The following is a 15,020-nucleotide window of genomic DNA, read 5'->3' as shown; positions in this document are numbered from 1 at the left end:
TAAGAAATGAAATCTATACTAATAATCGGGGTAGGCAATTTCGGAATGCTTATTGCCAAACAGGTTCATGAGCTTGGACATCAGGTCATGGCAATTGATAAGGATGAAGAGCGAATTAACGAGGTTCTTCCTTACGTTACAAATGCTCTTATAGGAGATAGTACAAATGAGAACTTTCTACGGTCTATAGGAATAAATAATTTTGATGTGTGTATCGAAACTATAGGAAATGATTTTCAGAGTTCACTTGAGACAACTTCACTCTTAAAGGAGCTTGGAGGGAAAAAAGTTGTTTCAAGAGCAAACAGGGAGGTTCAGGCAAAGTTCCTACTAAGGAACGGAGCGGATGAAGTGGTTAATCCGGAAAAGGAGATAGCTAAGTGGACTGCCATAAGGTACACATCAAAGCATATTCTGGATTATGTCAAACTGGACGATAATCACGCTATCTTTGAAGTGAAACTTCCAAGAGACTGGATAGGGAAAAGTATAAAAGAAATAAACATCAGACAAAAATTCGGAATAAATATTATGGCTATCAAAGAGAATGGTGACATGAATCTGACTATTTCGCCTGATGATGTAATTAAGGAGGGACAGACTTTACTGGTACTGGGAGAACATAAAGCGATACAAAGATGTTTTCACATCTGAGCGGAGGGTTATAATTATGATAGATGTTATAGCTTTTTTGGCAATGATTCCATTTTTCCTCGGGGCCTTTTATATTACAAATAAGGTTTTTTCCTATATTTGGGGTATTGAAGGGTCTAAGGGTGAACGAAGAAAGAAAGGGATAGTTCATGACTTACGAAACAAGAACCGAAGGCACAATCCCTACTGAGCATGTACTTGTCTGCCTATCACCTTCACCAACAAACAGAAAAATCATTGATGAGGCATCAAAACTGGCAAAAGCATTTCATGCAAATTTTACGGCACTTTATGTCTCCAAAACACAGGAGGATAATCTGCCTGATGAGGATTCCGTCCGACTTCAAAATAATATAAGGCATGCTGAGGATATAGGTGCGACGATAACCACAGTAATTGCAGAGAGTATACCCTTTGCAATTGCTGAGTTTGCCAGGGTTTCGGGAGTTACTAAAATTGTTATAGGACGAAGCAATACCAAGAGATACCATTTTTGGGAGAGACAGACTGTCACGGAGCAGCTTATTTCAATTGCTCCGGGTATCGATATATATATTATTCCCGATTCAAAGACTAACAGTAAAATTGAGCAAAGCAGCAGGTTTGCAGAACATATTGCTCCTACGGGAAAAGATTTTCTGATCACAACTGCTCTTTTGGTAGGAATGACCCTGGTGGGAATATGCTTCCGCAGGCTTGGGTTCACCGAATCCAATATTATAACGGTATACATCTTTGGGGCTCTGCTCAGTGCCATCCTTACGAGGAGCCATTTTTGCAGTCTGATCAGTTCATTCTGTAGTGTCCTTTTGTTTAATTTCTTTTTCACTGAACCAAGGCTTACTTTCCATGTATTTGAACCCGGATATTTTGTCACTTTCGTAATTATGCTGGTAGCTGCTTTGTTGACCGGATCGCTTGCTTACAGATTAAAGGATGTGGCCAGAGAATCTGCACAGTCTGCTTTTCATACTAAAGTGCTATTTGATACTAACCAACTTCTTCAAAAAAGGAGAACTGCTGATGATATTTTAAATGTTATGGCAAATCAGGTGATTCTGCTTCTTGATAAGGACGTAATCATATATCCTGTGGAAAACGACGAACTTGGGGAGGGGTACATTTATCTTAGCGATGGTGACGGTAATGGGACACCTTTCCGGAATCATGATGAAGACGAGGTTATAAAATGGGTTCTTGCAAATAAGAAAAGAGCCGGGGCTACGACCAAGGTTTTCAATAGCGCAAAATGCCTGTATCTTGCTATCAGAATAAATGGAACTGTTTATGGAATAATGGGAATACGTGTCGGGAAAAAGGTCCTGAGTTCGTTTGAATACAGTATTCTTCTATCTATACTTGGCGAATGCTCACTTGCTTTGGAAAACCTCAACAACGAGAAAGCTAAGGAAGAAGCAGCACTAATGGCTCAGAATGAAAAGCTGCGGGCAAATATATTAAGGACAATATCGCATGATCTACGGACTCCGCTGACATCAATATCCGGAAATGCAAGTAATCTCTGTAGCCATTATAAGTACCTTGATGATGAGACCAGAGAACAGATTTTTTCTGACATCTATGATGACTCCGAGTGGCTTATACAGCTGGTTGAGAATCTTTTATCCGTAACAAGGATAGAAAATGGCGAGATGCAGCTGAATAAATCACTGGAAATTCTTGATGATATTGTTGATGAGGCTATTAAACACATTGACAGGAACAGGGTAGATCATGAGATAAAGATAAGTCGCGCTGAGGATCTTGTCGTTGCGGAAATGGATGCAAAACTAATTACGCAGGTTATAATTAATCTCGTAAACAATGCAATAAAGTATACCCAGAAAGGCTCCGAGATAGATATTTCATATGGAGTCAAGGACGATCTTGTTTATGTGAATGTTATAGATAATGGTCCCGGTATGGATGATAATATGAAGGAGCATGCCTATGACATGTTTTATACCGGGCATAACACTGTTGCGGATGGTAAGAGAAGTATGGGGCTTGGACTTGCCTTGTGCAGATCAATAGTGGAGGCTCATGGAGGAACTATTGAAATCAGGGATAACTATCCTTCGGGGTGTATTATAACTTTTTATCTGAAAAAGAAAGATGTGTGTATAAATGAATAAATTTCAGATTCTGGTTGTGGAGGATGATCCTCCGATCAGAAACCTAATAGCTACAACTTTAAAAACCCATGAGTATAAATACTTGTTGGCGAAGGACGCAGAAGAAGCAATTCTTCAAGCCTCAACACATAATCCTGACGTTGTTTTTCTTGACTTGGGACTTCCGGATTTTGATGGGGTTGAGGTGATAAAACGAATTCGTGAATGGTCAAATATGCCAATTATAGTGATCAGCGCAAGGAGTGAGGACGAAGATAAAATAGAAGCTCTTGATGCTGGCGCAGATGATTATCTCACAAAGCCTTTTTCTGTGGAGGAGCTTCTGGCAAGACTTCGTGTAATGCAAAGAAGAATAGCCATGCTACAGCCGGATAATGATGCTTCCGAGAGCTCTGTCTATGAAAACGGAAAACTGAAAATTGATCTGGCGGCAGGCTGCGCTTATAAAAACGGAGAAGAACTGAAGCTTACTCCTATTGAGTATAAACTTCTCTGTCTTCTTGCAAAGAACACCGGAAAAGTTCTTACGCACAAATATATAACACAAAAAATATGGGGTAGTGCCTGGGACAGTAATGTAGCATCGCTTCGTGTGTTTATGGCCACTCTCCGAAAAAAGCTTGAGGATAAAAATGATTCTTCTGCTTATATTCAGACACATGTCGGAATAGGCTATCGAATGCTTAAGGTGGATGGGAAGGAAGTAATTTAAAAGCTTTAGTGCGCAATGTTGTTGCAAAAAGGAAAAAATGTATTTCACCTAATGAAAAGTGCAACTCACCGTAGTTGCACTTTTTTTCTGTCAAAAATGCGTTAATATCGTTTTCAGAAAGAACATAGAAATAAATTTGAAAGAAAAAATATAAGCTTTGACGAAAGGGGTACGGTATGCAAAATGCAATTGAAGTAAAAGGACTGCAGAAAAAGTACGGAGCTATGACAGCTGTAAATAATATTTCTTTTTCGGTAAAACAAGGTGAGCTGTTCGCCTTCCTCGGAGAGAACGGCGCCGGAAAATCCACAACGATAAACATGCTAAGTACAATTCTTCCGAGAACTTCAGGACAGGCGATCCTCATGGGACATGAACTTGGAAAAGAGGATGATCTTATCAGAAAAGAAATCGGAATCGTTTTTCAGAATTCGGTTCTCGATGATAAGCTCACGGTAAAGCAGAATCTTATGACTAGGGGAGCCTACTACGGCTACACCAAGAGCGAGATAATGGAGAGGCTCAAGGATTTCTGGGAAGAATTTAATCTGGAAGAAATCTGGAACAGAAAATATGAAAGACTCTCAGGCGGACAGAGAAGACGAGTTGATATAGTAAGATCTCTCATCCACAAGCCTAACATCTTGTTCCTGGATGAGCCCACCACTGGACTTGATCCGATGTCACGCAAGATGGTTTGGGACTACATCAATCACTTAAGAAAGCATGAGAATCTAACAATTTTCCTCACAACTCATTACATGGAGGAGACGGCGGAAGCTGACAACGTGGTGATCATGGATAAGGGAAACATCATTGCCGAGGGGACACCTGCTGAACTTAAGAGCAGGTACACGGGCAAAAAGCTCATCTGGTACGCTGAGGAATCTGAGGAGAACAAGAGAATCCTGGAGAATCCTAATGTGCAGAAATATCGCTACGAAGCGGATCATTACAACATAGCGATGGATGAGGGAATATCCGAATTTGTCTGGAGAAACAAAGATTATATCAAGGATTTTGAAGTGATCAAGGGAACAATGGACGACGTATTTTTAACACTTACAGGAAAGGAAATGGTGGAGTGCAATGGCTAAATTCAGAGGACTTTTAGGACTTACAAAGAGAAATATGATGGTATTTTTTAATGATAAAGGAGCGATATTTTTCTCGATGCTGACACCTATTATCATACTTGCGCTTTACCTGCTTTTTCTTAAAAACACTTTTGTTTCATCACTTGAAGGAGCTGCGGCAGGGCTTTCGAATTTCATAAGCGCAGCGGATATGGATCAGTTTGTAAACGGACTTTTGCTCACGGGAATAATAAGCACCGCGCTTCTTACAATCCCTTATAACGCACTGGAGATCATCGTTAAGGACAGAGAGGATAAGGTTGATCTTGATATGATTTCAACTCCCGTTAAAAGGTGGGAGATCATCCTTTCTTATTTTCTTGCAGCAGTGACGGCCGCTTTTCTACAGACAATGATAGTTCTGGCGTGCGGAATAGGAATCCTTGCGGTAAACGGCTCCATGTATCTTGTGGCATCCGACATCGTTAAACTCGTGGGAGTTATTTTCCTAGGAACGGTTTCTTCAACGGCAATTTTCATGCTGTTTATGATGTTCTTCAGAAACATGGGAACCTGCAGCGCCTTCATGGGAATTCTGTCTGCGGTATCGGGTTTTGTGATCGGCGCGTATATTCCGCTTTCGGAGTTTAACAAAACTATCCAGAATGTATGTAACCTCGTACCTGCTACAGGCATCTCAATTCTTATCAGAAATTATCTGACCGGAGGAGTGCTCCGTCACATGGATGAGAGCATAGGTGGAGTAGATAACGGTGCATTCATGGATGCCATGCGCGAAGTCTTTTCCTTCAATCAATGCGCACTCGGAAAAACCTTTTCATTGAATCAGTCGTGCATATATATAATAATAGTAACAGTTATATTCATTGCAGCCATAAGGCTCATATATCCCAAGGTTTACAACAAGAGATAAAGGGGAAAAGTTTTGAGGGTTACTTTTAATAAGATTCCGCAAGGAGAAACTGAATACGCGGTGATCAATGCTCACGAGCGCACATCTTCCATAGATACCGTGATAGGACTTCTTGAAAACGGAGAGCAGATGATTCTGGGGTACAAGGACGGCGAAAGTGTACCCTGTGCCATTTCGAAGATTTACTATTTTGAAACGGTTGATGACAAGTGCTTTGCCTACACAAAGGACGACTGTCTTGAGATTAAGAGCAGACTATATGAGGTGGAGGGACAGTTGGATTACAGATTTTTCAGGTGCTCCAAGTCCATGATCTGCAATATCAGGAAAATTAAAAGTGTGAAGGCTGAGTCGAATGCGAGGATGCGCGCAACACTGCTAAACGGTGAGCCCGTCATTATCACCAGAAGCTACGTCAAAGAGATGAAGAACAGATTGGGGTTATGATATGAAAAAGGTGAAAACTATAATTGAACAGACTATGATGGTAAGCTTCATGGTACTGTGCTATGTCGGTATCTACGGCCTTCTGGTAATGAGACCGCTTGATTATCATTTTGACTGGTATATTCCTGGATCCATTGTGGTTGCCAGCTTTATGTGCAGTCTCGTAACCGTGATGTTTTATTATGGCGACAACGACAGCGACAAGAATGAAAATGCGGATTTGAAATTTAAACTGAAAACGGTGGCGCATTTTATTCTGCTCTACGCGGTTATCATGTCGTTCGGGCGTATCTGCTACTGGTATCACGGAACCTTCGGCTTTATCGTTACCTCGATAATTTATGTGATTATCTACATCGGATCCTGGTTTGGAACCTACCTGATTTTCAGACATGATGAAAAGGTTATATCTGAAGCTCTTGATAAAATCAGGGATGAGGACTAAGAGATTTTTTAGGGCTCACAGCATGAGAGTGCTGTGGGCACTTTTTTATTTAATACGAGGAAAAAACTATGGCAGAAAAACAAAAGTAATGGACAATCCCGGATGAAAATTCAGCCTATTGGATCCATAGCTAAACTGAATCTAATACATTAAAAAATGTCGGATTGTCAATAATAAAAACTGTTCAGTAATTATTTCCCAAATAATAGAATCATAATCATGAAATTGTTTAAGCGAGGCAAAATGCATAAGCATAGAAATAATGCCGAAAGATAGGAGCATGATTATGATCAATTACAAAGAAAAACCCTTTAACTTAAGCGATGAGAAAATCAAATGGGTTGAGGATACATATGAAAAAATGACGCTTGATGAAAAAATCGGACAGCTTTTCTGTCCGGTTATTTTCAGCAAGGATGAGAACGAATTAAAGGAGACCCTCGATAAATATAAGATAGGTGGACTACTTTACAGAGAAGGACCGGGCGAGGAAATATGGAAGGCTCAGAGCTTTTTACAAAAGGAGAGCAAGATACCACTCCTCATTGCTGCAAACCTCGAGTATGGCGGAAATGGTTCGGCAGTTGAAGGAACCTACTATGGCAGAGAGATGCTTGTTGGTGCTACAGGAAATGCCAGACGCGGTTATGAGCTGGGGAAGGTTAGCTGCTCAGAAGGCGCAGCTGTAGGAGATAACTGGTCCTTTGCACCTGTAGTTGATCTCGACAGAAACTACCATAATCCAATTATAAATGTCAGGGCATTTTCAGATGATGTGCAGACAGTCATCGATATGGGAAGAGGTTATCTTAAGGCAGCAGCCGAAGAGGGCGTTGCTACAGCAGTAAAGCACTTCCCGGGTGACGGAATAGACGAGAGAGACCAGCACCTTCTTACAAGTGTCAATTCACTCTCTGTTGAAGAGTGGGACGAAACCTACGGAAAAATCTACGAGGCAATGATCGATGCCGGAACACTTAGCGTGATGGCGGGACATATCGCAATGCCTGCCTATGAGGAACTCTTTGATGGAAAAGCACCTGAAAAGATTATTCCTGCTACGCTGTCTAAAAATCTTCTCGGTAAACTTCTCAGGGAAAAGCTCGGGTTTAACGGCCTTATTGTGTCTGATGCCACGCCTATGGTGGGCTTTTGCAGTGCAATGGACAGAGAACATGCTGTTCCACTTTGCATAGAAAACGGCTGCGACATGTTCCTGTTTAACAGAAACATCGATGAAGATTACGAATACATGCACAAGGGCTATGAAAAGGGCATCCTGTCCGAAGAGAGATTAGAGGAGGCCGTTAAGCGAATTCTTGCGACCAAGGCAGCTCTTAATCTTCCTGAAAAGAAGGCAAACGGTACTCTGGTTCCTGCTAAGGAAGGGCTTAACATTCTCTCATCAGAGGAGCATGTGACCTGGGCAAAGGAGTGTGCTGATGAAGGAATTACCCTTGTAAAGGATACACAGAAGCTCCTTCCCATAAAGCCTGAAAATCATAAAAGAGTTCTTCTTGAAATGATGGGAGGTTTTGAGTCTGACGAGCGCGTAACAAAATTTGTAATGGATAGACTTAAGGCTGAAGGTTTTGATGTGACACTGTATGAAAAAGAAGGCTTTGAAGTAATGACCGACTCCGTGTCAAAGCTAAAATCCAGATACGATCTAATCATCTATGTTGGAAATGTGGAAACTGCATCCAACAAAACCACAGCAAGAATGAACTGGCACACAATGTTCGGACTTGGAAATAACATGCCCTGGATGGTACATGAGCTCCCGGTTATGTTTATAAGCTTCGGTAATCCGTATCATCTTCTCGATGCACCGATGATAAAGACCTTTATCAACTGTTACTGTAATTCTGAATTCGTTATGGATGCAGCAATTGACAAGATTTTAGGCAGAAGTGAATTTAAGGGAAAATCACCTGTTGATCCTTTCTGCGGAAAAATGGATTTGAGATTTTAAAGCGGGAGGATGACATATTATGAAAGCTTTTATATTTGATCTTGACGGGGTTCTTGTTTTTACTGATAAATATCACTATCAGGGATGGAAAATGATAGCGAATAAGCTGGGAATAGGCTTTGATGAAAAGAAGAATTCAAGACTTCGCGGTGTCAGCAGAATGGAATCTCTGGATATTATTCTGGAAGACAGTGTCAGAAAGTTTTCCGAAGAAGAAAAGGAAGATCTTGCTGCTGAGAAAAATGAATATTACAGGGAACTTCTGGGAACAATGACACCGGAAGACGTATCACCTGAAGTAAGGAATACACTTGCGGAACTTAGAAACAGAGGACACAAGCTTGCGATAGGTTCTTCAAGTAAAAATACAAAGTATATCCTGGAAAGGGTGGGACTTACAGATTATTTTGACGCTATATCTGACGGAACAAATATTACAAAATCCAAGCCTGATCCGGAGGTGTTCTCAAAGGCAGCAGAATTTTTAAGTGAAAATCCCGATAACTGCGTAGTTGTTGAGGATGCTGTTGCCGGAGTTATCGCAGGTAAAAGAGCCGGCATGAGAGTTGCGGGAATAGGCGACGCAGCAGCATACGAAAAGACAGACTACAAAATAAGCGGATTTTGCGAACTTCTTAATATTTCTGTAAAGTGATGGCCCTTTTAAATGCCGGATTATCAAAAATAAAAACTGTTCAGTAATTATTCCCCAAATAATAGAATCTATAAAAAGAGAGCAGGATACCGCTTCTAATCGCTGCAAATATCAAGTCTTCCACTTGAGGGGATAATTACTAAGGAGAATAACGTGAAAAAAATACTTTGCAATCCCATAAACATAGATTACCATTACCAATTCATAAAGGACGGAATGTCTGGCGAGCAGCACATTTCCAGAGAAGCAGCTGATCCCACATTTTTATTTTATAAGGGGAAATACTATATTTTTGCATCCATGAATATGTCAGTGTGGGTATCTGATGATCTCATCAATTGGAAGAGCGTGCGTCTTCCCGACAACCTTCCGCTTCTTGACTATGCTCCGGATGTAAGAGTCATCGGAGACTATGTATATTTTAGTGCATCAAAAAGGGGAGAAATCTGCAACTTCTATCGCACCAGAGATATTGAGAACGGACCATATGAGGAGATAGAGGGAACCTTTGACTTCTGGGATCCCAACCTTTTTCAGGATGATGACGGAAGAGTTTATTTCTATTGGGGATGCTCTAATATGACACCAATCTGGGGAGTGGAGCTTGACCCTGAGACCATGAAGCCTCTTTCAGAGAGAATAGAGCTTATTAATGGACGTCCAAAGGAACTTGGATATGAGAGATGCGGTGAGAATCATTCAAAGAGACTTATTGAAGGCGAGGAGCTGGACAGAGTATTTGAGGGATTTAAAAAGAATATGGGAGAAGAGGCATTTAGTAAGGCCTCTGATACAGACAAGGCTTTCTTTAGGAGTATGCTCAGCAACAATCCTTTCATTGAAGGTGCATACATGAATAAGCATGATGGAAAATATTATCTTCAGTATGCAGCGACAGGTGCTGAATATAATGTTTACAACGATGGGGTATATGTATCCGATTCACCCCTTGGACCTTTTGAGCTTGCAAAGAACAATCCCTATTCCTATCAGCCCGGAGGGTTTATGCCTGGGGCAGGACATGGCTCAACTATGGAGGATAAAAACGGTAATTTCTGGCATACATCAACCATGAGAATAAGCCTTAATGACCCCATGGAGCGAAGAGTCGGTATATGGCCTGCAGGCTTTGATAATGATGGTGAGCTGTTCTGTAATACTGGCTACGGAGACTGGCCAAGGAGCATAAATGACGGGAAAACGGATCCATGGGCTGAGCCTGAATGGTTCCTTCTTAGCAGGAATGCAAAGATGAGTGCATCATCTGTAAGTAAAGAGGATACGGTTTCACCTGTAGGTGATAACAATCCTGAGAGAGCCTGTGAAGAGGATACCAGAACCTGGTGGAGAGCAGCTAGTAACAAGCCTGGTGAATGGCTTCTCATGGATATGCGCGAAGTTAAGGACGTCAGATTTATTCAGATCAATTTCGCGGATGACAGTATTGAAGCTCTTCCGCCCGGAGAGATACCTGAAAACGGATTCGGTGCAAGACTCATTGATGAGAGAAAATATGTGACAAGATATGTTCTTGAAGGATCATCTGATGGCGAAAATTATGAGATTCTGAGCGATAAATCCAAGGCTGATACCAATCTTCCTCATGATACTTTGCTTATAGAAAATGGAAAAAGGTTACGTTTTATAAAGCTCACAATTCTGGAGCTTCCAATGAATCAAAAGGCAGCTGTCTCAGGACTTCGTGTTTTTGGAAAAGGAAATGGCAAGGCGCCCGGGGAGGTGAAGTTCAATGCTACTCTTGAGGGTGATTTGGATATGAAAGTGACAATGTCTTCCGAGTGCGCAGATGGTTTTAATATCAAGTGGGGACATGATAAAGATAAGCTTTATCACAGCTGCATGTACTATCCCGGAATGGGATCATCTAAAGGGGAAAGAACTATCGGAGCTCTGATAAAAGGGCAGGAGATATACCTTCAGGTTGATGCCTTTAATGAGAACGGAATTACTCACGGGGAAGTACAGAGGCTGAGATAAGTTCAATATTATTGGATATTATCGAGGCTATTTAAATGATGATATAAAGCGAGGTTAAAAATGAGATTTAGTCCTGAAAAAGAGAAAGAGATAATTAAAATATGGGGTGACAATATTCCGGGAAATACCGGAGAGTCCAAGCATGACAGAATGAACTGGGATGATTCACTCTCTCCCGAGGATATGTTTGTTAAATATCCCGGAATATGGGATAAAACCACAGATAAAATCGGAGATATGCGCGGCAATGACACTATGGTGTACAGGCAGGAAATACAGGATGGTTATGCGAATGAAACATATGTTGATGAGCCTTTCATTGTTCCATATCTTGTACCCGGAAGTAAGAAATGCGTGATTTCCTGTCCGGGAGGTGCATATCTTACCAAGAGTATTGATAGCGAGGGAGCAGATATAGCCGAGTTTTTAAATGCAGCAGGAATAAGCTGTTTTGTTCTCTGGTACAGATCATATCCATACAAGGCTCCTTACATGTTTCTTGATCTTCAGCGTGCAATCAGATATGTAAGATTCCATGCAGATAAATATGGGATTGATCCTGACAAGATAGCTACAGTAGGCTTTTCAGCAGGAGGAAATCTTGTTGGTGTTCAGGCAGTTATCACTCAGGATAATCCTGTGAATGTTGAAGGATATGTAAGTGATGAGATAGATAAAGTAGATGGAGAACCAAATGCTGCAGGTCTTATCTATCCTGCTGTTACTGTTGCAGATGACAAGATTCAGGTTGTTATGGCGGATGTGGAAACCTACAATGATTCCGAAAAACGAGCTGATTTTGCTGCCAAATACGAATTAAAGGATCATGTTAATGAAGATGTATGCCCTGTGTTTATGTGCAATGCAGCTGATGATGATGTGATTGATGCATATCATATGGTGGATTTTGCAAGGGCGCTCAGGGATAAGAAAATTCCTCACGAGCTGCATGTTTTCCCTTATGGAGGGCATGGCTTTGGTGGCTGTAAGCCGAATGATACAATATATTATCCCGGCTTTGTACCTCCGGATCTTACAGCCGTTTCACAGTGGAAAGATCTGTTTGTGACCTGGCTGAATAAAGTGCTGTGATGAAATGACATAAAAATAGAAGAGGTATTTATGAAAATAACAAGAGCAAAACTTAACGGAATAATTAACCCAATCGGATATGATTTTAAAAATCTTATAGCATCCTGGAATGTGGAAGAGACAGATGCGAAGACATTAAAAAATGGCGTGCTGGAGGTGGCTGCAGACAGGGACTTTACTAAGATTCTCTACAGAAAAGAATCTGCTGACCTGGATCAGACAGGTGAAGTTATCAATGGTGATAAGGTAAATGTTGATCTTAAGCCCCGCACCGTATATTTCTGGCGCGTAACGATTACAGGCGACAACGGAGATACTGCAGTCTCAGATGTGCAATACTTTGAGACTGGAAAGATGGACGAAGCCTGGACAGGAAAATGGATTGCAGCAGAGGATGGTGCTAAATATCATCCGATTTTCAGAAAAGACATTGAGCTTAGGGAAAAGCCTGTGAAGGCCAGACTTTATGCGAGTTGCCTTGGTGTATTTGAGGCATATCTTGATGGTGAGAAAATCGGAGATGAGGTTCTGACTCCTTACATCAATGATTATGAAACAGGAATGCAGATTATTGCATTTGATGTGACAGACAAAATAGGTGAAAAAAGTCAGCTCGATATCCAGGTTGCTAGGGGCTGGTATATGAGTAACTTCGGTCTTGAGGGCGGCCATAATTTCGGTGACAGAATGGAGGCCATTGCTGAGCTCCATGTGGACTTTGCTGATGGAAGCCATGAAGTAATCGGAACGGACAGTACCTGGAAGGTACTGAAAAATGATGTTATCGAATCCGGAATTTATTACGGAGAAGATCTGGATAGAACAGCAGGAACACCTGAAATCGGTAATGCTGTCGAAGTAAAGGCAGAGAGAGCACTTCTTGACAGATACAGTATTCCGGTAATTGTAAAAGAGATACTTCCCGCAAAAGAAATAATCCATACTCCTGCAGGTGAAACTGTAGTTGATTTTGGACAGAATCATGCAGGCGTAATGGAGTTTGATGCTGATTTTCCTGCAGGTACAAAGATAATTATTTCCTGCGGAGAGATACTTCAGAAAGGCAATTTTTTCAACAAGAATTACCGCGAAGCCAGATCACAGTTCACTTATATATCTGATGGAAGGAAAGAGACAGTACATCCCAGGTTCACTTTTTTCGGATACCGCTATCTGAAAATTGAAGGTTGGCCGGAGGAGTGCGCACTTACAACTGACAAGATAAGATCCTGCGTTCTCTACTCCGATATGGAACGCACAGGTTATATTGAGACCAGTAACGAAAAAATCAACAGGCTCTATGAAAACTGCATATGGGGTCAAAAATCCAACTTCCTTGATATGCCCACAGACTGTCCGCAGAGAAATGAGAGACTTGGCTGGACAGGTGATGCGCAGGTATTTTCTCAGACAGCCAGCTACAACATGGATACCCGTGCCTTCTACAGGAAGTTCCTTCGCGATCTTGCACTTGATGCAAAGCGTCACGAGGGAGGCGTTGCAAGCTTCCTGCCCAATACAGCCAATAACCTTGCGGGAGTTGGAAGCATCTGGGCAGATGTAAGCACAATAGTTCCCAATGTACTTTATAATACCTTCGGTTCTCTGGAGGATACCAAAGAACACTATGAAATGATGAAGGGCTGGGTAGAGTACATGCATCGAAATGATGCAGAGCATGGCGACAAGGGGTTCTTCATTTTGCCTTTCCAATTTGGCGACTGGCTTGGTCTTGATGGAATAACTGAGCAGAGCTTCAAGGGAGGGACCAATGACGACTACCTTGCTGCAATCTATTACTATCGCTCGACAGTCATAACAGCACAGATGGCAGAGAGGCTTGGACTCAAAGAGGATAAGAAAAAATATGATGCCCTTGCAGAAAAGGTAAAGAGCGCAATTCTTGATGAGTACTTCTCAAAGACAGGACGTCTTGCCTGTGATACTCAGGCAGCATATATTGTTGCACTTGCCTTCGATGTATATGTGGACAGGGATAAGCTCATAGAGCAGTTCATTGACAGACTTAATAAGGATTGTTACCAGATAAAATGCGGTTTTGTGGGAGCACCTCTTCTTTGTACCACTCTTGCAAAAATCGGAAGAATGGATCTGGCATATCATTTCCTGTTTAATGAAGGGTTCCCAAGCTGGCTCTACTGCGTAAATCTTGGAGCTACCACAATCTGGGAGAGATGGAATTCGGTTATGCCTGATGGAACAATATGTGATGAGGGAATGAACTCCCTTAACCACTATTCATACGGAACGGTCGTGCAGTTTATGTATGAGTACATAGGAGGACTTCGTCCTGCCACTGAAGGCTTTAAGAGTGCAATAATTGCACCGCAGCCTTCCATGAAATTCAGACATTTTAATTCCTCTATGGTAACTGCAGCAGGAAAATATGTATCCAATTGGAAAATTGGGGAGGATGGAATACTTACACTAAATATCGAAGTTCCGTTTAACGGAAGTGCTAAAGTAACTCTTCCCAGATTTAGCAGAAGTAAGCTTGCAGTTACAGGTTTTGATGCAGAAACTATTGATGAAAGCGGAGCAGTGGTACTTCCTGCAGGAAAGTATGAAATCAGCTACGTGCCTTCAAGAGATTATCGATGCGTGTACGGACCTGAAACCAGGCTCTCCGAGCTTGAGAAGGACGAAGAAGTGATGGCACTTCTTGAGAAGGAGCTTCCCCCTGCCTATGGAATAATCCGTAAGCATGATAAGGAAAACGGCAATCATACCTTGGGCGAGCTGCCATTCCTGTTCTTTATGGGCTTTACACCTGAAAATGTAGGCCCTGTGAATGAAAAGATATTCAATTTTAAGAGATGGTAAAACTCTTTTATGATGTATCAGCGAGAAAACTCCTTCCGACATAGTCGGTGGGG

General features: G+C 41.6%; 12 protein-coding genes. All 12 read left to right on the top strand.

The genetic code is table 11. The features are described 5' to 3' along the window. Nucleotides 1–6 precede the first annotated feature (6 nt). Entirely contained in the window at nt 7–654 is a 648-nt protein-coding gene (locus BMW61_RS17835) for a potassium channel family protein (RefSeq protein WP_091824761.1), read from the top strand. A 149-nt stretch (nt 655–803) separates the two neighbouring features. Beyond that, nucleotides 804–2,789 carry an ATP-binding protein gene (locus BMW61_RS17830; protein ID WP_091824758.1) on the top strand — a complete coding sequence of 662 codons (1,986 nt, stop codon included), beginning with the start codon at nt 804–806 and terminating at the stop codon, nt 2,787–2,789. After that, on the top strand, nt 2,782–3,501 hold the full coding sequence (locus BMW61_RS17825; protein WP_022762138.1) for a response regulator transcription factor: 720 nt from the start codon (nt 2,782–2,784) through the stop codon (nt 3,499–3,501). Before BMW61_RS17830 ends, BMW61_RS17825 begins: the two co-directional genes overlap by 8 nt. Before the next feature lie 176 nt (nt 3,502–3,677). Then, a complete protein-coding gene (locus BMW61_RS17820) occupies nt 3,678–4,598 on the top strand; it encodes an ABC transporter ATP-binding protein (protein ID WP_026497981.1) in 921 nt (306 codons plus the stop codon). Further along, entirely contained in the window at nt 4,591–5,511 is a 921-nt protein-coding gene (locus BMW61_RS17815; protein WP_022762136.1) for an ABC transporter permease, read from the top strand. Before BMW61_RS17820 ends, BMW61_RS17815 begins: the two co-directional genes overlap by 8 nt. Nucleotides 5,512–5,523: 12 nt before the next feature. Then, nucleotides 5,524–5,958: a LytTR family DNA-binding domain-containing protein gene (locus tag BMW61_RS17810; protein ID WP_022762135.1), complete on the top strand. Its 435-nt coding sequence runs from the start codon at nt 5,524–5,526 to the stop codon at nt 5,956–5,958. Nucleotide 5,959: 1 nt separating this feature from the next. After that, a complete protein-coding gene (locus BMW61_RS17805) occupies nt 5,960–6,403 on the top strand; it encodes a DUF3021 family protein (protein ID WP_091824755.1) in 444 nt (147 codons plus the stop codon). Nucleotides 6,404–6,689: 286 nt separating this feature from the next. Continuing rightward, the gene (locus BMW61_RS17800) at nt 6,690–8,378 is read left to right on the top strand and encodes a glycoside hydrolase family 3 protein (protein ID WP_091824752.1); all 1,689 of its coding nucleotides are present in this window, start codon (nt 6,690–6,692) and stop codon (nt 8,376–8,378) included. 19 nt (nt 8,379–8,397) lie between these two features. Beyond that, nucleotides 8,398–9,033 (top strand): beta-phosphoglucomutase, encoded by a 636-nt coding sequence (gene pgmB, locus BMW61_RS17795; RefSeq protein WP_022762132.1) that lies wholly within the window; start codon nt 8,398–8,400, stop codon nt 9,031–9,033. A gap of 153 nt (nt 9,034–9,186) precedes the next feature. Further along, nucleotides 9,187–11,031 (top strand): family 43 glycosylhydrolase, encoded by a 1,845-nt coding sequence (locus BMW61_RS17790; protein WP_242876792.1) that lies wholly within the window; start codon nt 9,187–9,189, stop codon nt 11,029–11,031. Nucleotides 11,032–11,091: 60 nt separating this feature from the next. Further along, on the top strand, nt 11,092–12,123 hold the full coding sequence (locus BMW61_RS17785; RefSeq protein ID WP_091824749.1) for an alpha/beta hydrolase: 1,032 nt from the start codon (nt 11,092–11,094) through the stop codon (nt 12,121–12,123). Between the two features lie 30 nt (nt 12,124–12,153). Then, nucleotides 12,154–14,967, top strand: a complete 2,814-nt coding sequence (locus BMW61_RS17780) for an alpha-L-rhamnosidase (protein WP_091824747.1) — start codon at nt 12,154–12,156, stop codon at nt 14,965–14,967. The last annotated feature ends 53 nt before the right edge of the window (nt 14,968–15,020 follow it).

This window comes from Butyrivibrio sp. ob235 (assembly GCF_900109475.1).
GTDB lineage: Bacteria > Bacillota > Clostridia > Lachnospirales > Lachnospiraceae > Butyrivibrio.
The sequence above is the reverse complement of the archived record's forward strand: the minus strand, read 5'-3'. Positions and strand labels throughout refer to the sequence as shown.

Excerpts from the sequence above, each read along its gene's own strand:
- BMW61_RS17835 (WP_091824761.1), top strand. The coding sequence starts at position 7 with ATGAAATCTATACTAATAATCGGGGTAGGCAATTTCGGAATGCTTATT.
- BMW61_RS17830 (WP_091824758.1), top strand. The coding sequence starts at position 804 with ATGACTTACGAAACAAGAACCGAAGGCACAATCCCTACTGAGCATGTA.
- BMW61_RS17825 (WP_022762138.1), top strand. The coding sequence starts at position 2,782 with ATGAATAAATTTCAGATTCTGGTTGTGGAGGATGATCCTCCGATCAGA.
- BMW61_RS17820 (WP_026497981.1), top strand. The coding sequence starts at position 3,678 with ATGCAAAATGCAATTGAAGTAAAAGGACTGCAGAAAAAGTACGGAGCT.
- BMW61_RS17815 (WP_022762136.1), top strand. The coding sequence starts at position 4,591 with ATGGCTAAATTCAGAGGACTTTTAGGACTTACAAAGAGAAATATGATG.
- BMW61_RS17805 (WP_091824755.1), top strand. The coding sequence starts at position 5,960 with ATGAAAAAGGTGAAAACTATAATTGAACAGACTATGATGGTAAGCTTC.
- BMW61_RS17800 (WP_091824752.1), top strand. The coding sequence starts at position 6,690 with ATGATCAATTACAAAGAAAAACCCTTTAACTTAAGCGATGAGAAAATC.
- pgmB (WP_022762132.1), top strand. The coding sequence starts at position 8,398 with ATGAAAGCTTTTATATTTGATCTTGACGGGGTTCTTGTTTTTACTGAT.
- BMW61_RS17785 (WP_091824749.1), top strand. The coding sequence starts at position 11,092 with ATGAGATTTAGTCCTGAAAAAGAGAAAGAGATAATTAAAATATGGGGT.
- BMW61_RS17780 (WP_091824747.1), top strand. The coding sequence starts at position 12,154 with ATGAAAATAACAAGAGCAAAACTTAACGGAATAATTAACCCAATCGGA.